Below are 24,027 nucleotides of genomic sequence, written 5' to 3' on the forward strand. Positions count from 1 at the left end.
CAATGATGAACGATCAGACGGATTTTGAAATTCATTATCAGTTTCGCGGCGAACCTCGACACTTTTGCCATCAGGCATTACAGCTATGCGAAAGCGACGCCCTGCACATTGCCACACTGCACGCGGGGGTTTGGCAGGTAGGCGACAATGTTGCGACAGGGCCTGTTCGAGTCGCACTCAAGCAGGCAGAGGGACGGGGCGTTACTCAGGTGCATTGGAAAAAGACACCCAGGAACGAGAAACTCTAAACGAACCCGTTTTGAGGCGGTCCCAATTACCAAGCAGCGCTCATCAACCAGCAACGCGAGGTAAGCATGTCAATCGATAAAGACCTTGAAAAAGAAGTCCTCACCCGACTCCTGAAAGCCCACCCGGCAGGTTTGGGTAAAGAAGTACTCGACAACTATAGGGGGGAGAACGCAGTCGCGGACACCCTGGAGTACTTGCAACAAGGCGGCCTGATTCACCACGGCAGCGTCGATTCACCAGGCGAGCCGGGGCGTTCGCTCAATTACCCGATCAAGCTTAGTTCGGCAGGTGTCGTCGCTGCCAAAGCCTTTGAAGTCCAGGGCTAGAACGTAAAAAGCCCGACCTGTTTCAGGTCGGGCTTTTTCATGTCAGATCTCCGGGTATTCGCCAGTACCCTCTGGCCATGGCGTGAGCAGCTCGAAGCCGGTCTCCGTGACCGCGACCATGTGCTCCCACTGGGCAGACAAAGACAAGTCTCTGGTTAGCACTGTCCAGCCATCAGGCAATGTCTTGGTGCCCGGCTTGCCCGCATTGATCATCGGCTCAATGGTAAAGACCATGCCGGGCTTGAGGCGCATGCCCTTTCCTTGCGCACCGTAGTGCAACACCTGAGGATCTTCGTGGTAGTTACGACCGATCCCGTGGCCACAATATTCACGAACAACGCTGAACCCTTCACGGTGCGCCACCGTCTGGATTGCATGGCCGATATCGCCCAGCGTAGCTCCGGGACGTACCGCGTGAATACCGGCACGAGTGGCTTCGTAGGTGGTGTGCACCAGACGCTTTGCCAACGGACTGACTTCACCGACGAAGTACATGCGGCTGGTATCGCCGTACCAACCATCGTTGATGACGGCAACGTCGATGTTGATGATATCGCCATCCTTGAGGATGTCGGACGCGGACGGTATGCCGTGACACACCACCGCATTGGGTGAGATGCAGGTGGTCTTGGTAAAGCCGTGATAACCGACATTGGCCGGGATTACTTTCAGCTCTTTGACGATGTATTCATTGCAGATATCGTCCAGTGCCTCGGTGCTGACGCCCGCCTTTACATGCGGGGTGATCATGGCCAGAACGTCGGCAGCCAACCTGCCGGCAATTCGCAGCTGAACCAGATCCGCTTCACTTTTGATGCTGACCGGGCCGCTCATCGAGAAGCCACCTTCGGCTGCGATTCAACAGGCGAGATATCGTAGGTCTGCGCACTCAGTACGACGCCATCGGCGTTTTCAGTACGGATCAGCATCTGGCAGATATCACTGTAATTCAGTCCGGGGTGCAACTCGCTCAACATACCAACCCGCATCCAGTGCTCCGCCTGCGCATTGATCGATCGACTGAGTGCCGCACTCGCTGCACGGATATTGGCGTGCATATGTTCAGAAATTTTGACCAGCCCCATGATTCACCTCGTATGGAATATACGAAGCATATACGTTTCATATATAGCTGATCAAGACAGGCTTGCGTCGATTCTGTCTGGCTACCTGATTATCAGTTGCTGAGAGTGGTATAAATCCCTGCGGCCGTAATCTGGAGAATCAAGGGTGGTGAACTTTCTGCTGGGCTGGTTCGTGGTCTCGATGTTCGGCACATTGGTGGCGCTTCGCTTGATACGCAATGGCAAACGCCGACATGCACGCTCAGCCGCAGTGACTGAAAGCGTGACCAGGGCGCGCGCTGAAAGCGAAGTCAGTCTGCAGCAAGGCGAACCTGGTAATCACCCGCGTTCTGAGCGTTAACAATGGCCATCGACACCAGCGGTTCATAGGCATTGAACTGACGAAGCGCGGCCGCCAGTGCCAGGAAGTCTTCACGCTGCATTTCATTCATGCCGGCAATGATGGATGCGTGATCAGTGGTAGTGCTTGCAACGTTTTCAAGGGACATGGCAACCGCCTCTTTTCAATTTACTGTTTAAACATACAGTATTTGTATAAGACGGATAACGCAAGCCAGCGAGCGACGAACGGCTTTGTCAGCGATCGGTTGCTGCTGCGAGCGCTTGCAGGTTAGCCCACTCGGTTCGAGAAATTTCGATACCCTCCACGAGTGATTTTTCTCGTTCCTCATAACGCCGGTCACCCGGTATGCGCTCCTGCCCGACGCCATGCATCTGCCTGACCAACTCCTCGCTGCGCTCTGCGAAGTGCTGACCGCTGCCTTTGTCAGGATCAATGACGATCAGCAATTGCCCGGTCCAGGGCGTCTGGGCGCCCGGATGCCTGGACCAGTCGAATTCAAACGAGAAATTACCCCCGGTGAGACCCGCCGCCAGTAGTTCGACCATCATCGACAAAGCAGACCCTTTATAGCCACCAAACGGCAGCAGCGCCCCGCCATCGAGAATTTCTTTGGGCTCCTGTGTCGGCTGCCCGGCGCTATCAACGCCCATGCCAACTGGCAAAGTGCGTCCGGCGCGAGCGGCGATTTGCACGTCGCCATTGGCAATGGCACTGGTCGCAAGATCAAACACAATGGGCTGTCCACCAGCACGCGGCGCAGCGAACGCGATGGGATTGGTACCGAATAGCGGCTTCTGCGCGCCGTGTGGCACTACGCACGTCATGCTGTTGACCACGCTCAACGCGACAAGCCCCTGTTCGGCGAATGGCTCGACATCTGGCCACAACGCCGCAAAGTGATGGGAGCTGCGAATGGCAAGAATCGCGATACCCGCACTTTTAACCTTCTCTATCAGCAAAGGCGTCGCCGCCGCCAACGCAGGCTGTGCGAAGCCATTGGCCGCGTCGACCCGAATAAATGCAGCGCCGACATCCTCCACCACCGGCACGGCTTGCCCATTGACCCAACCACTGGCCAACGACGACAAATAGCCCGGAATACGAAAAATCCCGTGACTATGGGAGCCATCTCGCTGTGCACTCGCACAGTTTTGCGAAAGGACTTCGGCTACCTCTTCCGACGTTCCGTGGCGTACGAATATCTGTCGCAGCACCTGAGCCAGCTCATTGAAACTGAGATTATGGGTTTCGATATCGCGAGGTACAGACATTTGAAACTCCGGCGTCAGGTTAAACACGTTATCCAGCGATGAAGTATTGCGTCACGCGCTGCGCACATTACCGCGCAAACATCACGCGGGTAAATCGACGTTATCGAGGCGCTTCTGGAGGAAGTAACGGGTGTGCCCGGGTGGATAATCGTTGATCTGACCGCACTCGCTGTAACCAAGGCCGCGATAGAAGTCCGGTGCCTGGAAATCGAATGTATCGAGCCATATGCCCACGCAATTTTTCTCCCGCGCCAGATCTTCCGCCATCGTCATTAAACGCGAACCAAGCCCCTGACCACGGGCCTGCTCCGGCACCGCCAGCAACTCGATGAACATCCATCGATAAAAGATGCTGCCATTCAATCCGCCTAGCACTTCATTGCTTTGTTCATCCCGAACCAGTAATGCAAACTTCTCCGCTCCGGACTCTCCCGCCTGAGCAACGTTATAGGCACGCAATGGCGTAAGGATTGCTGACACTTGTTCGTCGGTGGGGTTTGAGGTTAGTTCGATACTCACGTTCATCCATGGCTCCACGGGGTTAACTGGAAGATCGGCAGTCTAATACCGCTGTGCATTCAATAGGGTGTTAAAACAATGCGTTAACGCGAATTGACCTCTATTACCCAAAAAATGGCCTGCTGTGTTGATATTCAATGGCCATAGCTGTTCTCCCCCGCTCCTGCGCAGATGTAGAATGCTCCTACAGCCGGAGTGCCAATGACCGACCCAATTCTCAGCGAAGCCGAATACGACGCCGTCACCGATGCCGCAGCACATTGGTGCATGCGCATGCACGCCAGCGATTGCACCGTTGAAGAGCGCAGAGCATTCGAACAGTGGCTTGATGCTCATCCGCTGCATACCGTCGAGTATCAGGCGATGCTGGAAATCTGGGAAATTTCCGAGCAGGTTGTACCGGTCAATCCTCTGCCCACCCATCACGAAAACGTCGCGAAGTTGCTCACTGGCGCAGTACCAAAAGCTCCCGGTAAAAACTGGCGCAGTTATGCCGCAGCGGCTGCGGTCATCGCCCTGGCATTGCCAGTTGCAGGCTATATCGGATGGAACCAGGGCTGGCTGCCCAATGCCTATGACACCTATGAAGCCGACGGCAGTACCCGCTTGATTACCATGGCTGACGGCAGTCGGGTGGAGTTGAATCTGGGAACCCGCCTGACCTTCGCCAACTACAAGGATCGGCGCAGCGTAGTGCTGGACAAAGGCGAAGCGTTCTTCGAGGTCAGCCACGATGCTCAACATCCGTTTGTGGTGAAGGCAGGCCAAGGCAGCGTCAAGGTCACCGGTACAAAATTCAACGTCTGGATGTATCAGGATCAGGTTCGGGTGATGTTGCTCGAAGGGTCGGTCCAGGTGGTCAGTGACACGTCTCAACCCGGTAGCGGTTATCGCCTTGAGCCCGGCATGCAGGCCAGTTACAAAAGCGGCGATTTCGAGCCACAGATCAGCGAGACCTACGCCAACGACAACAGCCTGGCGTGGCGCAATGGCAAGCTGGTGATCAACAATCTGCCGCTGGCGCAAGCGCTACCGCTGATCAATCGCTACCTGCCGCAACCCATACTGCTGGCCGACAACGCCACCGGCGCAATCCGCATCGGCGGTAGTTACAACACGCAGGAAATGGCGAGTCTGGTGGCTTCACTGCCCAAGGTCCTGCCCGTGACGGTGACCCGTAACAACGAAGGCAATCAGGTCATCAATAGACGGCCGAGTGCTACGCCGAAGGGTTAGTTAGACGATCCCCAGACAGGAGCAGGCCGATGTGGGGGCCGAGCTTGGTCTGGGCGACATTCCGACAATAAGGCTGGGCGCGACCTAAAGGAAATCGAGTCCAGCCTTATCGCGGGCAAGCACCGCTCCCACAGGGATCTCTTTCCAATTCAGATTGATCGAATATTCCTCCTGGAGATTACTTCTGCCCCTCCTTGATCACCTGCAACCGATAAGCCGGATCCGCCTGGATCTGCTGCTCGGTGAACGGCAATACAGCCCATTGCTTTTTGGAGAACGCCTCAGTCTGGTCCCGGCGGTGCGGCGACTCCGGACTGGTTGATTCAGAGGGGGCCAGCAATCCTTGAGCATGGGGGCCGCGCTCATCGAAACTCACTACCTGCAAATAGCTGCTGCCACTGACCACTTCCCGCTTGCCATCACCACGCGGAACACTCTGTATCGCATTGTATATGCCCAAGATGCCGGGGCCGCCATGGATCGGCGTCTGCTGAGTGCCCGCGGTTGAAACCTGAATATCTCCCCAACGGCTGCCTGCCTTCAGACCCGCCCTGCTCATTTGTTCCGCCGATTCCAGCATCGCCGCATGCAGCGCTTCGGTTACACCCGCCTGTTGAATATTCAGCCCGCGTGGCGTGTGGATCGGATTGGCCGGATCAAATGCAATACGCCAGGCATTCGGCACACTTTGCAGCGCTTTGGTGATGTTCTGAAAATGCACGAAGCCTATGCCAGCCTCCAGGTTGGCGCTGCGGTCCCACTGACTCATGCTCGTGCAAACACTTTTGATCGTCGCAACATCCGCCCCGGAATACCCTGCGCAGTATTGCAGCAGATCGTCCAGCAGCCCGCCCGCCTCGGCCAGATAAACCCGGTTATCCATGACCATTGCCTGCAAGTCGGCAAGGGTAACTTTGCCAGCCTGTTGCAGGCTGGTCAGTCGATCCACTGCGAAGCGCGTGCGGGGGCCCAGGGGCTGGGCATCACGGCTGATCAGTGGCGAGAACCCCGTTAACGGCTGCGCCGGGTTGGTCATCCACGCCGAGTCATTGGAGTTCTGCAAATAATCGCTACGACTTAAGGTTGGCAACGCCGAACCCGGAAAAATACCCGCCTGTGCCGCTGTCGGGTCGTTATCCCAAGCGCAGGCACTGCGCGAGCCATCGAGCACAATCATCTCAAGCCCGGCAGCAGGATCGCTGCATTGGGCGAGCTTCTGCTGGCTGACATTCGGCACAACTGAATAGTTGGTGTAGAGCGTCTGCCCCTGATCATCGACCGCGAGGGTGTTGACCCAGGGGGTGCCCTGGATTTTCTGCAACGCCCCTTTCAGCTCAGCGAGACTTTGAGCGCGGTTCATCGCGTACCACTGTTGAATGACCCGGTCATTGCCGAGGTTCGCATCACGCAGGCTGTAGGCATATTCGTGATTCCAGTCCAGCTTGCCCGGCCATTGCACCACCGGACCGAACTCGGACTGATAGATCTCACGGGATTGCTGTTGGGGCTTGCCGTCCTTGTCAGTCAGAGTAACGGTGACTGTGGCTTTTTTCAGCGGTCGGGACTGACCGTCAACGATATAACGAGTGGCATCCTTGGGATCGAGCTTGAGGCGGTACAACGTAAAGTGTTTCGAGGTATCCACCGTATGGGTCCAGGCCAGATGCTGGCTGAAACCGATATTGATCAGCGGAAATCCCGGTAGAGCGGCGCCCATCACGTCGAGCTTGCCGGGGATAGTCAAATGCATCTGATAAAAACGCATGCCGCCAACCCACGGAAAATGCGGGTTGGCCAACAGCATGCCGCGCCCGTTCTCCGACCGGTCACGCCCGATTGCCACCGCATTGCTGCCGCGCTCGAGCGCAAAGTTCTTGTCGTGGTCAGCGGCGCTGGCGAATGACATTGAATCTATTGACCGGCTGGCGGTATTGGCACCGGCGGCGGCAGGCGGTGTCGCGGCGGCCAGCGCCTCGGCAAAGCGCCCCACACCGCCTTCTACCAGCAAACGACGCGTGAGCTTGACCTGATCCTCGACAGTGATCGGGCGCAGCCATTGCGCATTAAGGCATTCAACCTGAGTACCGGCCGCTTGTGTTTCCGCGAGGAGCCGGTTGTAACCCGCCACGTATCCTTCAACCAATTGGCGGACCTGGGGCGTCTGGGCCTTCCAGAATGCTGCAACGGCCGTGGGCGTATTCAACCAGTTGAAGAACACATCGCTGGCCATGTTGTTGCGCTTCTCGAAGGTCTGATTCTCAGGACCGAAGTAACGTGAGCGCTCGCCATTAACCGTGACCACTTCGTTTGCCAGCAGGCAAAGATTGTCCTGCGCGTAGGCATAGCCGATGCCATAACCAAGGCCACGCTCGTTCTGTGCGCGAATATGCGGCACGCCAAAGGTGGTCCTGCGGACTTCTACGCTGGCCTGTTGCCCGGGCAACTGCGCATGAGCGCTGACACTCAGGCCAAACAATAATCCGGAAATACACAACGTCGGCACGCGCTTGAAAATGATCACTCTGACTCCTGATGGCTGGCTTACAGAAAGGCACAGCCGGGAGGGGCTGTGGCTCACTTAAAGACGAAGAACGACGGGGAAATTTAGTGCGCAATGCTCAGCCGGAGAGCAGTTGAAGCGATGCCCGGTAAAGTTTTTTTCAAAAACGATTGAGGATTTGCAGCGCTCATACGTCTTACTAAGTGAGGCAAGCATTTTTAGAGCCTGAAAAGGAATTTGCGCATGTTGAATCGTCAAGCCACCACAACCCGAACGATGCTGCGCCAGTCAGCCATTGCCGCGCAGGCACAGGCGCCTGTCGCTGATACAGAACGCCAGGGCAACGAACCTATCCGCAAGTTGCTTAAAAGCTTCGGGCTGCGGACCAGCCTGGTCCGGTTGAAAGTTCTGGATGCATTGCTGCAGGCAACCAGCGAGGGTCAGCCTCTGGGCGTACGTGGTGTGCACAGTCAAATGCTCAAGCTGGATATTCCGCTGTCCTTCCTGAGCGTGCGGGAAGTACTTAAACGCCTCTGCGACGAAGGCGTCATTTTTCTCAATCCGGATAAAAGCTACAGCTTGCACCCTCAGGCCATGGAACAACTCAACGATCCGGGCAAGTCGGCTCAATGAAATGACCGCCCGGCTCTGTTCCGGACCGCAAGCCCTCAGCGCTTGACCTTGCGACGTATCACGCCGTTGATGACTACGACCAGAACGGCAACGGCGATAGCGATGTACTGGAAAGTCTTCTCGCTGATGACACCGCTGGCCTGCAGGTGTGAAAGACCCAGCATGATCGCCAGTACCGCGAGGGCAATCAGCAGCGAATAGATCAAACGTTGTTTATTGGTCATTGCAAGGTTCCTGAAATCTTCGTGGACAGCATTCATTACGCTTAAATGCGCGCCTATCTTACGCTGATGTGCCTGGCCTGACAGCGGCATCCTCCAACCAACCTCAGCGTAATGCCTTCCCTGAACTGCTCTCCAGCCCATGCCAGAGCACATCCGGACAACGCTGGTTACAATTCGCGTGGTTTAATAGCGCCCTTTCAAGGCCGTCCACTCGGTCTATTCGTGTCTAGCAAGGAGTCAACCATGCCCCATGAAGGCAGCCTGTTGCAGGCCGCAGTCGTGTTCCTGTTCGCCGCGGTTTTGACCGTTCCACTGGCCAAGCGGCTACAACTGGGTGCGGTGATCGGTTACCTGTTCGCCGGTGTGATCATCGGTCCGTCGGTGCTGGGGCTGATCGGTAATCCCGAAAGCGTCAGCCATATCTCCGAACTGGGTGTTGTGTTGTTGCTGTTTATCATCGGCCTCGAACTGTCACCCAAGCGATTATGGGTGATGCGCAAAGCTGTGTTTGGCGTCGGTATGGCGCAGGTCCTGTTGACGGGGCTGATCATCGGCATGATTGCCCTGCTCGCCTTCGGCCAGCCACTGAATACCGCCGTTGTTCTGGGATTAGGACTGGCGCTGTCGTCCACGGCCTTTGGCCTGCAGAGTCTCGCCGAGCGCAAGGAACTGAACAGCCCTCACGGCCGGCTGGCATTTGCCATTCTGTTGTTTCAGGACATCGCCGCTATCCCGCTGATTGCCATGGTGCCGCTGCTTGCTGGTACAGACGACAAGCTCAGTGCCAGCGATGGCCTGACTCATGGCCTGGAGGTACTGGGCGTCATTGCGATTGTGGTGGTGGGTGGTCGCTACCTGCTACGTCCGGTGTTCCGCATTGTGGCCAAGACAAAAATCCAGGAAGTGTCCACGGCGACCGCTTTGCTGGTGGTTATCGGCACGGCATGGCTGATGGATCTGGTCGGCGTGTCCATGGCACTGGGAGCCTTCCTTGCCGGTCTGCTGCTCGCTGACTCGGAGTACCGTCACGAACTGGAGTCGCAAATCGAGCCGTTCAAGGGCCTGTTGCTCGGTTTGTTTTTCATGAGCGTGGGCATGGGCGCCAATCTCGGATTGTTGCTCAGCGAACCTTTGGTCGTACTGGGCCTGACACTGCTACTGATTTTCATCAAATTGCCGCTGCTGTTTATTGTCGGGCGACTGGCGGGCGGATTGGGCAAGCAAAGCGCGCTACGACTGGGCATCGTGCTCGCTGCGGGTGGTGAGTTCGCTTTTGTGGTGTTCAAGATTGGCAGCGATCAAGGCCTGTTTGACGCGCAGTTATACGACACGCTGGTACTTACCATCACACTGTCCATGGCATTGACTCCACTGTTATTACTGGGCATAGCCCGCTGGCTCAAACCCAAGCCGGTCGTGGTGGAAGTCCCGGACGAGTACCGGGATATCAACACCGACGCGCCGCGGGTGGTGATCGCAGGCATGGGCCGTATGGGCCAGATCGTTGCGCGGATTCTGCGCGCGCAGAACATCCCTTTTGTTGCCCTTGATACTGCCGTGGAGTCCATCGAGTTTTCACGCAGTTTCGGTAATGTGCCAGTGTTCTACGGCGATCCGTTGCGCCCTGAAATCCTTCGCGCCGCCAAGGTTGAGCAGGCAGAGTTTTTCATCATTGCGACGGATGATCCTGATATCAACATCAAGACTGCCGAGCTGGTTAACAAGCTGTACCCGAACATCAAGATCATTGCCCGCGCTCGCAACCGGCAGCATGTGCATCGTCTGATCGATGTTGGGGCACAGGCCGTCAGGGAAACGTTCTATTCCAGTCTGGAAATGAGTCGGCGGACACTGATCGGCCTGGGCCTGACCCAGACGCAGGCGGACGCGCGTATCAGCCGCTTCAAACGCCACGATGAACAGGTTCTGGCAGCACAGCATCTTGTGTATGACGACGCGGCCAAGGTTCTGCAAACCGCCCGGGAAGCCAGGAAAGAACTGTCTCAGCTGTTCGAGGCGGACAGGCAGGAAGAGGAAGCCGGGAAGGATTGATAGGGCCGAACAGGCTGCAAGACCTGATTGTGAATGTTAAATAGTCATCGCGGGCAAGCGTGCTCCTACCGTTGGAATGCGATCAAACGGTAGGAGCGCGCTTGCCCGCGATGACGATGTAATGCACGAATAAAACTTTATTGATTCACGGCGAACATTCGATTCAAACCCGTCGAACTGAGGCTGGATGCATTTCCCTTCTACCCATACGGCCCATCCCAATAACGACCATGCATACCGAGCTTTTTCTTCAGACGTTTAGGCAGGTGTTTTTCCTGCTTGCTGAGCTTGTAAGCCACCAGCTTTGCTGCGTTGCGAATGAACGACAGCGGCCAGAGCAGGAAGCGCCGAGGCCCGAGGAATCTGAGCTCTGATTTGACGTAACGCATCCCCTCCCCGCCAACGCCGCCGAAGGTGTCGTGGATCCAGGCTTCGCGGGACTGAAACACACCGATATCGAAGTAACGCCGAAACTCTTCCCAAATGGTGTAGTTGTGAGAATGACGACACACCGCTGAGCCTTCATACGCCACTTTCCAGTCCCGCATCAGCATCTTCGCCGTGACGTACATGTCTTCGGACAAGATCACATGCCGGGGAAAACCCCCGATATCCAGCAAGGCTTCACGGCGGTAGGCCGCAAACGAGTTGGACATGAAGGGGGTCTTGATGCCCAATACCGGCGCATCGTCCAGCGTCTTTATCTGTGACACGGGCGGGTAATTGAACAAACGGGCGTGCTGGGCCAGCAGGCTGGCGTCTTTTTGGGGTAACTGGCGCCCGCACACGGCCCCTACTTTGGGATCGGCGAAAGGCAGCAGTATATTGGCGATGGCCTGCACATCCTCGACGTACGCGTCCTGCGTCATATAGACATAGACGTCGTAATCAGGGTTGAACTCAACCATCATCTGCCGCGTGCCGCCGTGGTTGAAGTCCTTGCTGTCAATGCGCGTTACATTTGCGCAGCGCGAACGAGCCAACTCAAGCGTTCCATCGCTGGAGCTTGAGTCAACGATCAGGGTGTCGAAAACAGCGGTCTGGGTGGCCAGAGAATCCAGCAACCGCTCCAGGTCCTTTCGCCCGTTATAAGTCGGGATGACACAAGCCACTCTCAAAGACGGCATAACAAAACTCCAGGGCCAAAACCGAAATGCCCAACTTGTCAGCGTTTTTGAGGGTAGCTCATGCCTCGCGGATAGACCATACGGACCGGTAAAAACCCAATCAGCCGAGCACTTCACTCAAGGGGATGAAGTTGACCTGATCGCCCTCAGCAACGGTGCTGCCTTCGCGAACCTCGATCAAACCATCAGCCCAGGCCGCGCTGCGCAACACGCCAGAACTCTGGTTCTTGTAAAACACTGCCCGTCCCTGCTCCAGCCTGCCGCGCAAATACTCTCGGCGGTTGCCGGGTTTGGTCCAGGCGAAGCCTGCGGGTACCGGAAACTGCAGCGGCGTGACGTCGGCCACTCCCTGACGACGCAGCAGATAAGGACGGGCCAGCAAGGCGAAGGTCACCAGCGTCGATGCAGGATTACCTGGCAAACCGATCACCGGCACACCGCGAAAATGCCCGAACGTCAGCGGCTTGCCAGGCTTGATTGCCAGCTTCCAAAGCGACAATTCGCCCTCCTCGCGCAGTGCGTGCCCAAGGAAGTCCGCTTCACCCACGGAAACGCCGCCGGTAGACAGGATCAAGTCCACGTCGTTAAGCGCACCCAATGCCGTACGGGTCTTCTCCAGATCATCGGGCAGAATTCCGGCGTCGATCACATCGCACTCCAGCCTTTTAAGCCAACTGCACAACAACACGCGGTTGCTGTTGTAGATCTGCCCCGGCCCCAGTGGCTGACCGGGTTCGATCAGCTCATCGCCGGTCGAGAGCACGGCAACCCGTACACGCCTGATCACTTGCAGCTCCGCCAGCCCCAACGAAGCGGCCAGCCCCAGCTCGATAGGCCCAAGACGCGTGCCGGCAGCAAGGACTTTGTCACCCGTTCGGGTTTCCTGACCTTGGGGGCGGATGTTCTGGCCGATCTGCAGAGGCTCGGTGAACCCCACACGCTGATCGGAGAAGACTTCGGCGTTTTCCTGCATTTCGATACAGTCGGCACCCGCCGGAACCGGTGCGCCAGTGAAAATCCGCGCGCACGTACCAGGCGCCAAAGGCTCCGGTGCCTGACCGGCAAAAATCCGCTGACTGACGACCAGCGGTTCGCCTTTCCAGTCAGCCAGACATAAGGCATAACCGTCCATAGCGCTGTTGGGCCAGGGTGGCAGGTCGAGCGTTGCAATCATGTCCTGCGCCAGCACCCTGCCTTGACCCTGCGCCAACGGCACTGTTTCTGACTCAGTGACGGGCGCTGCTTCAGCCATTTCCAGCAAACGCGCCAGGGCCTGTTCGACCGGCATCAACGGCTTGTTCATCGCTGCGTTACCCACGTGTTGCGCAAGGCTCGGCTTGCTTCAAATGCGGCACGAAGTTGCAGGGGCGAAAACGGTTGTCCAACTGCTGAGCGAGGATGCCGTCCCAACCGGTGCGCACTGCGTTGGTCGAACCGGGCAGGCAGCAGACCAGCGTACCGTTGGCCAGACCGGCCAGAGCCCGGGACTGAATAGTCGAAGTGCCGATATCGGGCACGGATATCTGTCGAAACAGCTCACCGAAACCATCAACCTGTTTATCCAGCAGGCAAGCAACCGCTTCCGGTGTGCTGTCACGGCCAGTGAAACCCGTGCCGCCGGTAATCAGCACCACTTGCACTTCATCATCGGCAATCCAGCCAGCGACCTTCGCGCGGATCTTGTACAAGTCATCCTTGAGCAGCACGCGCTCGATCAGGCTGTGACCGGCTTCAGTGAGACGATCGACAAACATCTGGCCAGACGTATCAGTTTCGCGAGTACGGGTGTCACTCACCGTCAAAACAGCAATATTCAGCGGTACAAAGGGGGTGTCAGCCTTGGCTTTCATCACTCTATCCAGTTGTAGAGAAAACAGGCCGGTGTTATATCACAGCACCCCATTCCACTGCTTCGGTCGAGTCGTTCATGCCAGATGCCATCACCCTTCCCGCCTGCTCCATCCTGCTGCTGGCCGGGGGGCAGGGTCAGCGCATGGGTGGCCGGGACAAAGGTCTGATTCTCTGGAACGGTGAGCCGCTGATCCAGCACCTGCATCGCCTGACCCGCCCGCTGACGGATGACTTGCTCATTTCGTGCAATCGCAACCTGGATCAATACGCAGCTTATGCTGATCGACTGGTGCAGGACGGCAACGATGAGTTTCACGGACCGTTCGCCGGTATTCGCGCTGCTCTGCCCCTGGCGCGCCATACGCATCTTCTGATCCTGCCCTGCGACGTGCCCTTGATTGACCATTCACTGCTGCAGGAACTGCGGGAAACAGCCCTCAGGCATCCTCGACAGCCGGTGATGGTGCGTAGCGGCGAGCATTGGCAACCCTTGCTCTGCGTGATCCCGACGTGCCATTTACAGGCTTTCGAAGCCGCATGGCAAAGCGGAGAACGCAGCCCGCGCAAGGTGATGGAGAGACTGGATGCTGTCGCTGTACAGTGTGAAACCGATGACCCCCGTCTCGCCAACCTCAATACCCCGGACCTGCTGAACCAGACCACAGGCTAGGGCCAGCCTTGGCTGCAATTAATATTGTTTGAACTTGCTGCAAGCAGACACGTCTTAAACGTCAGTTAACCAAGAATCGATCAGGAGACACCGTAATGAAACAACGGACCCTTCCCGCTGCCTTTTTGCTCGCACTGGGCCTGGCATCCCTCGCAGGCTGTGCATCGCCGACAGTGATCACCCTGACCGATGGCCGGGAAATCCAGGCTGTCGACACCCCGAAATACGATGAAGATTCGGGCTTCTACGAGTTCAAGCAACTCGACGGCAAAGAAACCCGCGTCAACAAAGATCAGGTGCGTACCGTCAAGGATCTGTAACTCAGAGCCCGATGCAGCAAACGTAAAAAACCCGCCAAGTGCGGGTTTTTTATGTCTTACAGAAAATGCAGCGCTACCAGTCCAGATGGATTTCACTCTGAAACTGCCGCTGCTGGCCAGTGACCGGATCGATAAAGCGCAGGCTTTGGGCGAGTAATTTCAGTGGCCTCGCGTAATCGTCCACTGCATCCTTGAGCACGCTCGGGTAGAACGGATCATTGCAGATGCCAGCCCCCAAAGCGGCCATGTGCACGCGCAACTGGTGCTTCTTGCCGGTGACCGGATACAGCGCGTAGCGCCAAAGATCACCGTTGCGCTCACAGACCTCCATGGCGGTTTCTGTATTGCTGATGCCCTCGACTTCCTGCATGCGAAAGAACGGCTCGCCATCGATCAATCGACTTTTATGCACTCGAGGAAACTCGACACCGGGCAATGCCGGCGCAATGGCCTCATAGCGCTTGTCGATCTGTCGGGTCGGGAACAATGATTGATACGCCGAGCGCGTCTGCTTGTTGGCCGAGAACAACACAAGCCCGGCTGTGTGACGGTCAATACGATGCAAAGGCACCAGATCGGGATTATCCAGGCGACGGATCAAACGGCGCAAAAGCGTCTCTTCGACGTATTCCCCAGCAGGGGTGACCGGCAGGAAGTGTGGTTTGTCGGCAACCACCAGATGCTCGTCGGCATAGAGAATCGACTCTTGCACCGGGATCGGCGTTTCGTTGGGCACTTCACGAAAGTAGTGAATCCGCAGCCCTTCCCGATAGGCCAGATCCACATCGACAGGTTTGCCGTCGGCATCCAGCACCCGTCCACGGGCAATACGGTCAAGCCACTGCTCACGGCTGATGGCACTGAAATGCGCGCACAGACAATCAAGCACAGTGAGCCACTTCCCGGGCGGTAAATAGAGGGTACTGGCCTGACTCTTGGCAGCGGAAAAAGCAGACTCGGACATACGTGGGCTCGTGGGTGACTCTTGAGTGAACAGCGCCGCATTATCACCCAAGAGCCTTACTACGGCTAATCATCTGAAAGTGTCAGATCACGCCACATGCTGCACGATCACCGCCACCACCCAAAGGCTTGGGCATGTCGGAATGGTTATCCGCACCTGCGTGAACCATCAACGCATGACCTTTGACGTCCTTGAGTTTTTTCAAACGCGGTGCCAGTACCGGGTAGTTGGCCATGCCGTCTTCGGTGACGTAAATGGCCGGGAGGTCACCCAGGTGGCCGTTCGCATAAGGACCCAGATGTTTGCCGGTTTTTTTCGGGTCCCAGTGACCACCTGCGGCCTGAGCGGCAACTTTTACGCCGTCTTTCTCGGCGGTTTCACAGCTTGGGTTTTCGTGGATGTGGAAGCCATGAATACCGGCTGGCAACGATGTCAGGTTGGGAGTGAAAAGAAGGCCATATTCAGTTTCGGTGATGATGACCTCGCCAATCGGCTTAGCCGCCTCCGTCGCACTCACTAGATTCATCGGTACAGACACCGAGTCGGCGAATGCCGTGTTCAGAGAAAAAGCGCCAATCAGGCCAAGCCAGAGATAAGATTTCATCATTCGTCCATTTGCTGAGAAAAAGTGCAAGGCAGCCTGAAAAAGCCTGCCGGGATGGAGGTGGTACCTAATCTTGTACCAGCTTGACGGCGAATTAGTTCCGCGGAATATGTGTGTGGGTGTTTGATTGGGGGCTTGATGGGGGGTATATCCGTTATCTCGGCAACGGCTGATATTGGTTGCGCTTTTACAGCACCTCACTTTTGAACATCCGGAAGCCGGCCCAGACAAAAGTAAGCAAAACGCTCTTGCCCCACCACTCGGTCCCTCGCCTAGGCTCGGGATGCCCGCCCACAGATCTGAAACCGTGGGCCGCCGCAATGGGCCATCCATGGCCCGGTGCGGCTAACCCGGCGTCCTGCCGGGTTGCCCACGGTTTCAGATCTGCGGGCGGCCAGCGTGATTTAACGGGGCGCCTCAGATCAAAATCAAAAGCGCGGCGGCCTGACAGCCGACCTGATGTGTGAACTTTGCGGGCTTCTGTAGGAGCTGCCGAAGGCTGCAATGCGGTTTGTCAGACGTCGAATGCGTTGGTCGTAGTGACGTCTCGCGAACAAGTTCGCTCCTACGGGTCGAGGCGATCCCGCCGTTTTCGCTCTGCTTTTGATCTGCTTTTGATTTTGATGTCAGGCGCCCCGTTAAACCACGCCGGCCGGAATTCGACATTGCTGCGTGGGGCAAACCGGCAGGGATGCCGGTTTAGCCGCCTCAGGCCATGGATGGCCGGTGGCGGCGGCCCCACGCAGCAATGTCGGATTACGGGTATGCCGAGCGACAGCGAGGCACCAAGTGGTGGGGCAAGAGCCTTTTGGTTACTTTTGGGCTCTTTTCAAAAGTGACGCGCTGTAAAAGCGCAACCAATGTCAGTCCTGACCACGGTAAAGGATATGTACACGTATCACACGTATCACTATAAAAAACTTACAACAGAAAACTGACCACCCGTTCCGTACTGAACGGCCAGTCCAGTTCCGCGCCAGTATCGACACGACGCAACACCGGAATACGCAAACCATAAGTTTCAAACAACCGCTCGCTGTCGCCGATATCCACCAGTTCCACCAATAGGCCATGCTCCACCAATGGCATTAACTCGGCTTCAGCAACCTCACACAGATGACACCCCAACGTGCCAAACAACTGACATTCAGGAGGCATACGCATGACCCTCTGCGCAGAAAAATGAGCGCTTATTTTAGGCCTGCCAGTAATGATCGTCGAGGCGGAACCAGCAGATCATAGCGTCTCCCCGGGGCCCCGCCACTCTGGCGCTTTGTAGACTTGCCCTGCACCGGAAATGCGCATTGAAATACGATCCAGAATCGACTCCGCCGTGTATTTGGGCGTCGTCGCATTGAACGCGATAAACAACAAACCAATCACCAAAGCTGCAGAAGGAATCCGGCCTGGCTGGAAATTTTCCAGACCCAGCAGAAAAAGGCCTGCCGCCAGAGAGCCCAGCAACGCACCGGCAATCGCTTCAGGCAACGGATGAATGAACGGTGCGACGCAGTAAATACTGAACAGCCAGCCCACTACCATGCCAAACGCGGCAGCAGGCCAACTCAACATCGGATGCACCTGCCGGGCGAGCAGACTCAAACCCACCGTGAGCACCAGACACGTATTCATCGCATGGCCACTCAGCACATAAATACCGAGACTTTCCAGCGCCACGCCCCAGCCTTTAAAGAGGATTTTACTGACGGCTACGATCGAGTAGACCGCAAAAACAGTGGCAACCCACAGCAGCGCCGAGCGACGTGAGCGGGTCATCCAGAGCCAACCGGTGATGACGATTGCAGCGGGCAGCATGACCGTAATGCCGCCATACGGGGTGAGTGAAGCGAGGGTTATATCCAACGGTGACTCCAACACGTAGCACGCCGCCAAATCTTACTGCGCACGCTCCAGGCCAGATGAGCGCGCTCGAAAGTGTTTACGGGCAAAAGCATTGGCCCGATCCAGCACCGGCTTCTCGAAACAGCGATAACCGACCCAGCCGTAACATAGCACCGCACTCATCATCAGTGCTGTGAAGAAAATATTGTCCGCCAGCGTCTCGGGCCAACCGCCCAGCAACTGCCAGATACGTCCGATAACCCCTAGCACCAGCAAATGGGACAAGTAGACTGTGTAAGACATGTCGCCGATCAACACCAGTCCCTTGGACATGGCCACGTGCTCAAGACGTTCCAGCAATGCCAGCGTGAACACCAGCAGGCCAAACACCAGGCCGACCACCAGCATCCGTGTCAGACCATGACCTTCAAACAACCCATACAGGCCAATGAACGGAATACCCAATAGCAATACCCCGGCCAACAAGCCCCAGACCGCAGCGTCGGGAATGCGCACGCTATGTCGGCTGTAAAACAACAGAGCCAGTAACGATCCTGCGATGAATTCAAGCGCATAAGGATGCAGGACCACTGCCAGAACAGGTGAGTACGTCTGCCAGTCCTCCAGCGTGTTGAACACCAGTAAAACCAATGCCCAGACTGCCAGCAGCCACGGTAAATAGCGCTCCTTGAAAAACAGCAGGACGCTGAACACCAGATAAAACCACAGCTCAAATACCAGCGACCACGCCACCATCACCAGAAGAACCTTGTCACTGGGCAACAACAAAAAAGACAGCCACAGGTTCGACTCTCCATGACCACTGTTGACCATTCCGGGCTGAAGCAGATAAACCGCCAGCGTAATGAAAAAATACAGCCAGTAGGTCGGATAGATACGCGACACGCGATTGAACAGGAACCGCTGGCTTTCAACGCCGCTCTGAAAACGTCCGCGACTGACGATGACCATCACAAAGCCGCTGATGACAAAAAACAGGTCGACCCCTAATTGAAAGAAATCCAGCCAGCCAGGCAACAGCCTGTCGCCTCCCGAATACTTCAATTCAACAGCCGTCATATGGAAAAGCACTACGCCCAGCACCGCCAGGCCCCTTAGCCCTTGAAGTGAATACAGCCGCTCCATGTCACCTCCAGCCCATGCCCGAGCGCCAATCGCGGCGTCAGTACTTCCATGAATTACCGAGGCACTCAACTCCTCAGACCAGCAGTCCTTGATACGTGCAGGCCACCAGAATAACGACCCGACAGCAACCCACGATTCTGTATCGGGTGACAGCATAGCCAAGTCTCGCGTGATTGAGGCCAGTGCCTCGCATCTAAATGCAATGCCCAAACGACGCGCCTGCCGGTATTCCTATCGAGACAGAGCCGGAAAAATCATGGAAACTTCGGACCCAGCGCTGGAGCAGTAGAGGTAAAGAAGTACCGGAGACCCTGCGCTCCTGATGAGCGCACAGTCAAAAGGTCGCGCACCAACACACTGCAAAATGCCTTACAGGTCCGTCCAACGATTTCATGCAGCATTGAAGTGAACCTTCAGCAACGCCCTGTACTCGAAACCCCATACGCACTTAATGGAGAGAAAAATGGCACGCCAAACAGCACAGAACGCCCAGGAAATTTTGATGGCTGACTTTCAGGTACTGGTTGCCGACACGGAGAAGCTCCTGGAACACACCGCGTCACTGGCAGGCGCTCAGGCTGACGAACTGCGCAGCCAGATCAATGAAAGCCTCGTGCGAGCCCGCGAAACCCTGAAGCTCACTGAAGAATCCCTCCGCGAACGCGGCAAGGCAGCCGTTGTTGCGACCGAAGATTATGTACAGACAAACCCATGGCAATCAGTCGGCATCGCTGCTGGCGTTGGCTTCCTGATCGGTCTGCTGGCTACAAGGCGCTAACGAATATGGCTCTGGGAACTGAATCCGGTCCGGCATCAGACCAGACCTCATCTTCGCCACGGCGACTGGGTGCGGCGGTCCTTGGGCTGCTGCACAGCCACGTCGAACTGTTCGGCATCGAACTGCAGGAACAAAAAGCACGTACATTGAGCCTGCTGCTATTCGCAGGCCTTGCATTAGTGTTCGCCTTGCTTCTGTTGACCGGCTTGTCTGCATTGCTGCTCATCGTGCTGTGGGACAGTTATCGTCTGGCTGGCATCATTGGTCTGTGCGTGTTCTATACGCTGTGCGCGTTGTTCTGCGCCCTGCGCCTCAAAGCTGCCATTTTCGACGAGTCGTCGCCGTTCAATGCGACCCTGGAAGAGCTGGCCAATGACCGTGAGCGACTGATGCGATGAGCTTGCCTGAATCCCACCAGAAACATTCCCGCCGGGAACTTCGCAAGGCCCTGGTTCGCCTGCGCATGGAAATGCACCGCCAGGAAATACGTCAGGAGTCGACGAACCTGATGCTACCGTTGCGTCGGGTTCGCGGCATGACTACCGACTGGCAAGGTACATTGGGCATCAAGCATGCTCCCTTGTGGGGTATGGGCGTGGTCTCGCTTCTCGGATTTCTGGGCGGCAAGGGCGCGAAAGGCAAACGTCCCGGCGGACTCACTCGCATCGTCAAACTCGGTGTAAGTCTGTTGCCGATTATTCGACTGGCTCTGGGTTCCTCCCGAAAACACTAGTGGCAATTGGCTGCGTTCTTGCAGGCAACACTCCCCCATCAGGTTGAATCGACGGCTTCGGGTCCTACTGAAGCCGTCGATTTCGTTGTGGGATACTTTCTTGAAAGCCGTTTCACCAGCCCTTTTTGACCGCCGTTTCTATTGCCGTTAACTGCCGAGTTTACTGAGGAGGCCATGTGATTGATGGGCAACCCCTTGCCTGCTTTCAGCCGTTCATTGATACCGCTACTGGCCGTATTGCTGGTGTTGAAGCATTGGGCCGTGTTCTTCAGGATGACGGCCAACTCAAATCTGTCGGGCCGTTGTTCGCTGATCCGCGAGTACCTGCTGCTGCATTGCGTCGCCTGGATCGTATTATCCGGGACGACGCACTGAGTCGACTTCACCAGGCTCCTGATGACTGGTTTCTGAGCCTGAATATTTCACCACGCTGGATCTCTCGTCTGCGCCCCGGCCAGCCGCTGCCCAGCCTCAAGCAGTTGCAACGAAATGGTGTAGATCCACGCCGTATCGTTTTTGAAATCACTGAACTGGAAGGCAACAGCCAGCGTCTTGCGGAAGTCGTGAGCCGCTATCGCGACGCAGGCGCCCGAATTGCCATTGATGATTTCGGCGCGGGCTACTCCCAGCTGGATCGGGTGCTTGCGCTGCAACCTGACATTCTCAAGCTGGACATGCGCTTGTTTCAGGCCGCGGCTAAAGGCGGACCCAGCAGCGATATAGTGAAGGCCCTGGCCCAGATGGCAGAGAAAACCGGTTGCTGGATTATTGCTGAAGGTGTCGAAACCGAGGCAGAACTGCATTTCGCTCTCGAATGCGGTGCGCGGTATGTACAGGGCTTTCTGTTTGCCAGAGGCGAGCAGGCTTTTTTCGATAAGGATGCGTTCGTCGAACAATTCGCCCGACTGCGCGACTGCTATGTGCAGAAAAAGCTCGCAGAGCGGGCACGGGTGATGGATCTTCGCCAGCAACTGACTTCGTTGATGGCCGCTCTGCAGCGTTGGGATCAGCGTTCCCTCGACCAACTGCCGCAACTGCACGATTACCCCTGGTTGCTACGTTTCTACCAATGCGACCGGCATGGCACCCAGCTCACGCCCAATCTGGAGTGGCGCAACGGCGAATGGCATTCCGATGCGACTTACATAGGCCATAACTGGTCATGGCGTCCCTATTTCTATCATTTGCTTGCAGAAGGCTGGCATGAACGCCGCCTGATACTGTCCAACACCTATCGCGACGCCACGACCAACCAGTACTGCCTGACCGCCGGGCAGTTTTTCGACAACGACCAACGCATACTCCTGATCGATGTCGATGCGATTGGCTTTTAAAGCCTTGCAGCCGGGACACCGAATCAGGAAGCTAGGCAGTCTTTACCGACGGAGTGAACGCCTTGGATTGGCAAACCCTGCTCAACCGCGAACGACTTGGCAAAACCCTGCACAGCCCGGAAGAACTGGGACGCAGTCCTTTTCACAAGGACCACGACCGGATCATCTTTTCCGGCGCTTTTCGACGCCTCGGGCGCAAGACACAAGTGCACCCGGTTTCGAGCAATGACCACATCCATACGCGCCTGACCCACTCACTGGAAGTCAGCTGCGTGGGCCGTTCATTGGGCATGCGTGTCGGTGAAACCCTGCGCAGCGCCCTCCCCGACTGGTGCGATCCCAGTGATCTGGGCATGGTCGTGCAATCAGCCTGCCTGGCCCACGACATTGGCAATCCGCCTTTCGGTCACTCCGGCGAAGACGCGATTCGCAACTGGTTCAATCAGGCTGCAGGCCGTGGCTGGCTGGATGCAATGAGCGAGGTAGAACGTAATGACTTCCTCAATTTCGAAGGCAATGCCCAAGGCTTTCGCGTTCTGACTCAACTGGAATATCACCAGTTCGACGGTGGTACACGGCTGACCTATGCAACCCTTGGCACTTATCTTAAATATCCTTGGACGGCGCGCCACGCCGACTCTCTGGGCTACAAGAAACACAAATTTGGCTGCTATCAGAGCGAGCTACCGATTCTGGAGCAAATCGCCCAGAAACTGGGCTTGCCGCAACTTGAAGAACAACGCTGGGCTCGGCATCCATTGGTGTACCTGATGGAAGCTGCGGACGACATCTGCTACGCGCTGATCGATCTGGAAGATGGCCTGGAAATGGAGCTGCTGGAGTATGCGGAGGTCGAAGCGCTGCTTCTGGGGCTGGTCGGCGATGATTTGCCTGATACCTACCGCCAACTTGGGCCTGATGACTCGCGTCGACGCAAACTGGCAATCCTGCGTGGCAAAGCCATCGAGCATTTGACCAACGCGGCGGCGCGGGCCTTCGTCGAACAACAGGACGCATTGCTGGCTGGCACCCTGAGTGGTGACCTGGTCGAGCATATGCATGGCCCGGCCAAGCGCTGCGTGCTGAGCGCCAAAGACATGGCGCGCAAGAAAATATTCCAGGACAAGCGCAAGACGCTGCATGAAATCGGCGCCTACACAACACTTGAAATACTGCTTAATGCGTTCTGTGGTGCTGCTCTGGAGCAGTTCGGTGGACGTACGCCGTCTTTCAAGCATCGTCGTATTCTGGACCTGCTCGGCAACAGCGCTCCGGATCCCAAGGCACCTCTGCACGCCTCCTTCCTGCGCATGATCGACTTCATCGCCGGTATGACCGACAGCTACGCGAGTGAAATGGCGCGGGAGATGACCGGCCGCTCCAGCCCGATGTAAAGGTCAACAGTTGCCGTCGCTCGCCTGCAAGGGAGCAGACGGCAGCAGTGCTGTGTGCCCGTCATCGCCGCAGCGGTGCCGACGGTGCTGATTTACTACGATGGATCTACCTGATACGACTTAAAGCTTCGGACGTCTCCTACAGCCTTTTAGGAATCGTCTTATCGTAAGCGCTCAATACCTGCCAGATACTCCCGCCCCTTTAGCCGCCATCGCTGGCGCCTCTACATTACCCGCCCACGAGGCCTTGTCGATGCTGCCCGTCGTCGCAGCCTTGCGTCGGCTCAGCATCCGGGCCGCCAACAACTCTTGCCGGATTTCCTGATGTTTAAACATAAATTACGCATTCTGCTGGTGGAAGATCATCCCTTCCAACTGATTGCCACGCAGATCATTCTGAACAATCAGGGCTACTTTTTACTGACCCCTGCCCTGACTGCTACCGAGGCCATGCAAGCCATAGAACGTGCCGCCGAGCCTTATGACCTGCTGATTTGCGACCAGCGCCTGCCAGATGGCGCAGGACTCGACATCATAGAGCAGGCGTTTCAGCAAGGCATGGCCCGTTACGCCATCGTCCTCAGCGGGCTGGATAACGCCCAACTGCGTGCCATCGAACAACTGGCGGTTCAGCGCGGCCTGCCTCTGCTGGGTTGTCTTGGCAAACCCCTGCACGGTGCTGACCTTGCCCAACTGCTGGAGCCCTGCTTTCCAGGAAGCTGAACCGCTGAAGCATGCCGGGATGAAAACCATTCCCCGTCTACGCAGACTCTAACGCTGTAGTGAACTACGCTAGTACAACTACCGAAAGGGTATAAACAACGTG

The 24,027-nt window shown here is 56.6% G+C and carries 28 protein-coding genes; 13 read left to right on the forward strand and 15 right to left on the reverse strand.

Translation table 11 applies throughout. From position 1 onward, the window contains the following. Window positions 1–5 precede the first annotated feature (5 nt). Complete coding sequence (locus RX972_RS04720; protein ID WP_316873031.1) at window positions 6–248, forward strand: DUF6555 family protein; 243 nt, start codon at window positions 6–8, stop codon at window positions 246–248. A gap of 66 nt (window positions 249–314) precedes the next feature. Further along, on the forward strand, window positions 315–575 hold the full coding sequence (locus RX972_RS04725; protein ID WP_027898673.1) for a hypothetical protein: 261 nt from the start codon (window positions 315–317) through the stop codon (window positions 573–575). Window positions 576–617: 42 nt separating this feature from the next. On the opposite strand, the gene map is transcribed toward RX972_RS04725, so the two are convergent. From map to RX972_RS04750, 5 genes are all read right to left on the reverse strand, one after another. Continuing rightward, on the reverse strand, window positions 618–1,409 hold the full coding sequence (map, locus tag RX972_RS04730) for a type I methionyl aminopeptidase (protein WP_099268690.1): 792 nt from the start codon (window positions 1,407–1,409) through the stop codon (window positions 618–620). Next, on the reverse strand, window positions 1,406–1,660 hold the full coding sequence (locus tag RX972_RS04735; protein WP_027898671.1) for a ParD-like family protein: 255 nt from the start codon (window positions 1,658–1,660) through the stop codon (window positions 1,406–1,408). Before RX972_RS04735 ends, map begins: the two co-directional genes overlap by 4 nt. A 290-nt stretch (window positions 1,661–1,950) precedes the next feature. Then, on the reverse strand, window positions 1,951–2,148 hold the full coding sequence (locus RX972_RS04740; RefSeq protein ID WP_027898670.1) for a hypothetical protein: 198 nt from the start codon (window positions 2,146–2,148) through the stop codon (window positions 1,951–1,953). Window positions 2,149–2,236: 88 nt separating this feature from the next. Continuing rightward, window positions 2,237–3,274 carry an Ldh family oxidoreductase gene (locus RX972_RS04745; RefSeq protein WP_316872834.1) on the reverse strand — a complete coding sequence of 346 codons (1,038 nt, stop codon included), beginning with the start codon at window positions 3,272–3,274 and terminating at the stop codon, window positions 2,237–2,239. An 81-nt stretch (window positions 3,275–3,355) separates the two neighbouring features. Further along, window positions 3,356–3,799 carry a GNAT family N-acetyltransferase gene (locus tag RX972_RS04750; protein WP_316872836.1) on the reverse strand — a complete coding sequence of 148 codons (444 nt, stop codon included), beginning with the start codon at window positions 3,797–3,799 and terminating at the stop codon, window positions 3,356–3,358. A gap of 195 nt (window positions 3,800–3,994) precedes the next feature. On the opposite strand from RX972_RS04750, the gene RX972_RS04755 reads away from it, so the two are divergent. Continuing rightward, window positions 3,995–5,029 carry a FecR family protein gene (locus tag RX972_RS04755; RefSeq protein ID WP_316872838.1) on the forward strand — a complete coding sequence of 345 codons (1,035 nt, stop codon included), beginning with the start codon at window positions 3,995–3,997 and terminating at the stop codon, window positions 5,027–5,029. A 178-nt stretch (window positions 5,030–5,207) separates the two neighbouring features. Here the strand turns inward: RX972_RS04755 and RX972_RS04760 are convergent, their stop codons facing one another. Continuing rightward, window positions 5,208–7,550, reverse strand: a complete 2,343-nt coding sequence (locus RX972_RS04760) for an acylase (protein WP_316872840.1) — start codon at window positions 7,548–7,550, stop codon at window positions 5,208–5,210. 222 nt (window positions 7,551–7,772) lie between these two features. Between RX972_RS04760 and RX972_RS04765 the strand changes: the two genes are divergently transcribed. Next, on the forward strand, window positions 7,773–8,162 hold the full coding sequence (locus RX972_RS04765; protein WP_316872841.1) for a Fe2+/Zn2+ uptake regulation protein: 390 nt from the start codon (window positions 7,773–7,775) through the stop codon (window positions 8,160–8,162). 35 nt (window positions 8,163–8,197) lie between these two features. Here the strand turns inward: RX972_RS04765 and RX972_RS04770 are convergent, their stop codons facing one another. Next, window positions 8,198–8,386 carry a hypothetical protein gene (locus RX972_RS04770; protein ID WP_027898664.1) on the reverse strand — a complete coding sequence of 63 codons (189 nt, stop codon included), beginning with the start codon at window positions 8,384–8,386 and terminating at the stop codon, window positions 8,198–8,200. 243 nt (window positions 8,387–8,629) lie between these two features. On the opposite strand from RX972_RS04770, the gene RX972_RS04775 reads away from it, so the two are divergent. Continuing rightward, window positions 8,630–10,438, forward strand: coding sequence for a monovalent cation:proton antiporter-2 (CPA2) family protein (locus RX972_RS04775; RefSeq protein ID WP_316872843.1), 1,809 nt, complete (start codon window positions 8,630–8,632; stop codon window positions 10,436–10,438). Window positions 10,439–10,638: 200 nt separating this feature from the next. Here RX972_RS04775 and RX972_RS04780 read toward each other — a convergent pair whose 3' ends face one another. The 3 genes from RX972_RS04780 to moaB form a co-directional block, all read right to left on the reverse strand. Then, entirely contained in the window at window positions 10,639–11,565 is a 927-nt protein-coding gene (locus RX972_RS04780) for a glycosyltransferase family 2 protein (RefSeq protein WP_316872844.1), read from the reverse strand. Between the two features lie 100 nt (window positions 11,566–11,665). Further along, complete coding sequence (gene glp, locus RX972_RS04785) at window positions 11,666–12,868, reverse strand: gephyrin-like molybdotransferase Glp (RefSeq protein WP_316872846.1); 1,203 nt, start codon at window positions 12,866–12,868, stop codon at window positions 11,666–11,668. 7 nt (window positions 12,869–12,875) lie between these two features. After that, on the reverse strand, window positions 12,876–13,415 hold the full coding sequence (gene moaB / locus RX972_RS04790; RefSeq protein WP_027898187.1) for a molybdenum cofactor biosynthesis protein B: 540 nt from the start codon (window positions 13,413–13,415) through the stop codon (window positions 12,876–12,878). Window positions 13,416–13,492: 77 nt separating this feature from the next. Between moaB and mobA the strand changes: the two genes are divergently transcribed. Both mobA and RX972_RS04800 read left to right on the forward strand, forming a co-directional pair. Then, entirely contained in the window at window positions 13,493–14,086 is a 594-nt protein-coding gene (gene mobA / locus RX972_RS04795) for a molybdenum cofactor guanylyltransferase MobA (protein ID WP_231667147.1), read from the forward strand. Between the two features lie 95 nt (window positions 14,087–14,181). Next, window positions 14,182–14,406 (forward strand): YgdI/YgdR family lipoprotein, encoded by a 225-nt coding sequence (locus RX972_RS04800; protein ID WP_027898189.1) that lies wholly within the window; start codon window positions 14,182–14,184, stop codon window positions 14,404–14,406. 73 nt (window positions 14,407–14,479) lie between these two features. Here RX972_RS04800 and RX972_RS04805 read toward each other — a convergent pair whose 3' ends face one another. The 5 genes from RX972_RS04805 to RX972_RS04825 all read right to left on the reverse strand — a co-directional run bounded on the left by RX972_RS04805 (window position 14,480) and on the right by RX972_RS04825 (window position 18,962). After that, entirely contained in the window at window positions 14,480–15,370 is an 891-nt protein-coding gene (locus RX972_RS04805) for a pseudouridine synthase (protein WP_316872851.1), read from the reverse strand. Between the two features lie 82 nt (window positions 15,371–15,452). Then, window positions 15,453–15,974 (reverse strand): superoxide dismutase family protein, encoded by a 522-nt coding sequence (gene sodC, locus RX972_RS04810; protein ID WP_122704628.1) that lies wholly within the window; start codon window positions 15,972–15,974, stop codon window positions 15,453–15,455. Window positions 15,975–16,895: 921 nt separating this feature from the next. Next, window positions 16,896–17,132 carry a glutaredoxin family protein gene (locus RX972_RS04815; protein ID WP_027898737.1) on the reverse strand — a complete coding sequence of 79 codons (237 nt, stop codon included), beginning with the start codon at window positions 17,130–17,132 and terminating at the stop codon, window positions 16,896–16,898. A gap of 78 nt (window positions 17,133–17,210) precedes the next feature. Further along, window positions 17,211–17,837 carry a hypothetical protein gene (locus RX972_RS04820; RefSeq protein ID WP_316872858.1) on the reverse strand — a complete coding sequence of 209 codons (627 nt, stop codon included), beginning with the start codon at window positions 17,835–17,837 and terminating at the stop codon, window positions 17,211–17,213. Between the two features lie 33 nt (window positions 17,838–17,870). Next, window positions 17,871–18,962 carry an acyltransferase gene (locus RX972_RS04825; protein WP_316872860.1) on the reverse strand — a complete coding sequence of 364 codons (1,092 nt, stop codon included), beginning with the start codon at window positions 18,960–18,962 and terminating at the stop codon, window positions 17,871–17,873. A gap of 463 nt (window positions 18,963–19,425) precedes the next feature. Here RX972_RS04825 and RX972_RS04830 point away from each other — a divergent pair, with 463 nt between their 5' ends. The 6 genes from RX972_RS04830 (at window position 19,426) to RX972_RS04855 (ending at window position 23,924) form a co-directional block, all read left to right on the forward strand. Beyond that, complete coding sequence (locus RX972_RS04830) at window positions 19,426–19,740, forward strand: YqjD family protein (protein ID WP_027898740.1); 315 nt, start codon at window positions 19,426–19,428, stop codon at window positions 19,738–19,740. A 5-nt stretch (window positions 19,741–19,745) separates the two neighbouring features. Beyond that, window positions 19,746–20,138 carry a phage holin family protein gene (locus RX972_RS04835; RefSeq protein ID WP_027898741.1) on the forward strand — a complete coding sequence of 131 codons (393 nt, stop codon included), beginning with the start codon at window positions 19,746–19,748 and terminating at the stop codon, window positions 20,136–20,138. Next, window positions 20,135–20,473 carry a hypothetical protein gene (locus RX972_RS04840; protein ID WP_027898742.1) on the forward strand — a complete coding sequence of 113 codons (339 nt, stop codon included), beginning with the start codon at window positions 20,135–20,137 and terminating at the stop codon, window positions 20,471–20,473. The genes RX972_RS04835 and RX972_RS04840 overlap by 4 nt, the downstream gene beginning before the upstream one ends. Before the next feature lie 176 nt (window positions 20,474–20,649). Beyond that, complete coding sequence (locus RX972_RS04845; protein ID WP_027898743.1) at window positions 20,650–21,807, forward strand: EAL domain-containing protein; 1,158 nt, start codon at window positions 20,650–20,652, stop codon at window positions 21,805–21,807. Window positions 21,808–21,869: 62 nt separating this feature from the next. Further along, entirely contained in the window at window positions 21,870–23,201 is a 1,332-nt protein-coding gene (locus RX972_RS04850) for a deoxyguanosinetriphosphate triphosphohydrolase (protein ID WP_027898744.1), read from the forward strand. Window positions 23,202–23,525: 324 nt separating this feature from the next. After that, window positions 23,526–23,924 (forward strand): response regulator, encoded by a 399-nt coding sequence (locus RX972_RS04855; protein WP_255879929.1) that lies wholly within the window; start codon window positions 23,526–23,528, stop codon window positions 23,922–23,924. Window positions 23,925–24,027 lie beyond the last annotated feature (103 nt).

This window comes from Pseudomonas syringae group sp. J309-1 (assembly GCF_032582135.1).
Taxonomy (GTDB): Bacteria; Pseudomonadota; Gammaproteobacteria; order Pseudomonadales; family Pseudomonadaceae; genus Aquipseudomonas; species Aquipseudomonas quasicaspiana.

Excerpts from the sequence above, each read along its gene's own strand:
- RX972_RS04720 (WP_316873031.1), top strand. The coding sequence starts at position 6 with ATGAACGATCAGACGGATTTTGAAATTCATTATCAGTTTCGCGGCGAA.
- RX972_RS04725 (WP_027898673.1), top strand. The coding sequence starts at position 315 with ATGTCAATCGATAAAGACCTTGAAAAAGAAGTCCTCACCCGACTCCTG.
- RX972_RS04780 (WP_316872844.1), bottom strand. The coding sequence starts at position 11,565 with ATGCCGTCTTTGAGAGTGGCTTGTGTCATCCCGACTTATAACGGGCGA.
- RX972_RS04835 (WP_027898741.1), top strand. The coding sequence starts at position 19,746 with ATGGCTCTGGGAACTGAATCCGGTCCGGCATCAGACCAGACCTCATCT.
- RX972_RS04750 (WP_316872836.1), bottom strand. The coding sequence starts at position 3,799 with ATGAACGTGAGTATCGAACTAACCTCAAACCCCACCGACGAACAAGTG.
- RX972_RS04765 (WP_316872841.1), top strand. The coding sequence starts at position 7,773 with ATGTTGAATCGTCAAGCCACCACAACCCGAACGATGCTGCGCCAGTCA.
- RX972_RS04800 (WP_027898189.1), top strand. The coding sequence starts at position 14,182 with ATGAAACAACGGACCCTTCCCGCTGCCTTTTTGCTCGCACTGGGCCTG.
- RX972_RS04735 (WP_027898671.1), bottom strand. The coding sequence starts at position 1,660 with ATGGGGCTGGTCAAAATTTCTGAACATATGCACGCCAATATCCGTGCA.
- RX972_RS04805 (WP_316872851.1), bottom strand. The coding sequence starts at position 15,370 with ATGTCCGAGTCTGCTTTTTCCGCTGCCAAGAGTCAGGCCAGTACCCTC.
- mobA (WP_231667147.1), top strand. The coding sequence starts at position 13,493 with ATGCCAGATGCCATCACCCTTCCCGCCTGCTCCATCCTGCTGCTGGCC.
- glp (WP_316872846.1), bottom strand. The coding sequence starts at position 12,868 with ATGAACAAGCCGTTGATGCCGGTCGAACAGGCCCTGGCGCGTTTGCTG.
- map (WP_099268690.1), bottom strand. The coding sequence starts at position 1,409 with ATGAGCGGCCCGGTCAGCATCAAAAGTGAAGCGGATCTGGTTCAGCTG.
- RX972_RS04745 (WP_316872834.1), bottom strand. The coding sequence starts at position 3,274 with ATGTCTGTACCTCGCGATATCGAAACCCATAATCTCAGTTTCAATGAG.
- moaB (WP_027898187.1), bottom strand. The coding sequence starts at position 13,415 with ATGAAAGCCAAGGCTGACACCCCCTTTGTACCGCTGAATATTGCTGTT.
- RX972_RS04740 (WP_027898670.1), bottom strand. The coding sequence starts at position 2,148 with ATGTCCCTTGAAAACGTTGCAAGCACTACCACTGATCACGCATCCATC.
- RX972_RS04825 (WP_316872860.1), bottom strand. The coding sequence starts at position 18,962 with ATGGAGCGGCTGTATTCACTTCAAGGGCTAAGGGGCCTGGCGGTGCTG.
- RX972_RS04830 (WP_027898740.1), top strand. The coding sequence starts at position 19,426 with ATGGCACGCCAAACAGCACAGAACGCCCAGGAAATTTTGATGGCTGAC.
- sodC (WP_122704628.1), bottom strand. The coding sequence starts at position 15,974 with ATGAAATCTTATCTCTGGCTTGGCCTGATTGGCGCTTTTTCTCTGAAC.
- RX972_RS04770 (WP_027898664.1), bottom strand. The coding sequence starts at position 8,386 with ATGACCAATAAACAACGTTTGATCTATTCGCTGCTGATTGCCCTCGCG.
- RX972_RS04755 (WP_316872838.1), top strand. The coding sequence starts at position 3,995 with ATGACCGACCCAATTCTCAGCGAAGCCGAATACGACGCCGTCACCGAT.
- RX972_RS04840 (WP_027898742.1), top strand. The coding sequence starts at position 20,135 with ATGAGCTTGCCTGAATCCCACCAGAAACATTCCCGCCGGGAACTTCGC.
- RX972_RS04815 (WP_027898737.1), bottom strand. The coding sequence starts at position 17,132 with ATGCCTCCTGAATGTCAGTTGTTTGGCACGTTGGGGTGTCATCTGTGT.
- RX972_RS04855 (WP_255879929.1), top strand. The coding sequence starts at position 23,526 with ATGTTTAAACATAAATTACGCATTCTGCTGGTGGAAGATCATCCCTTC.
- RX972_RS04775 (WP_316872843.1), top strand. The coding sequence starts at position 8,630 with ATGCCCCATGAAGGCAGCCTGTTGCAGGCCGCAGTCGTGTTCCTGTTC.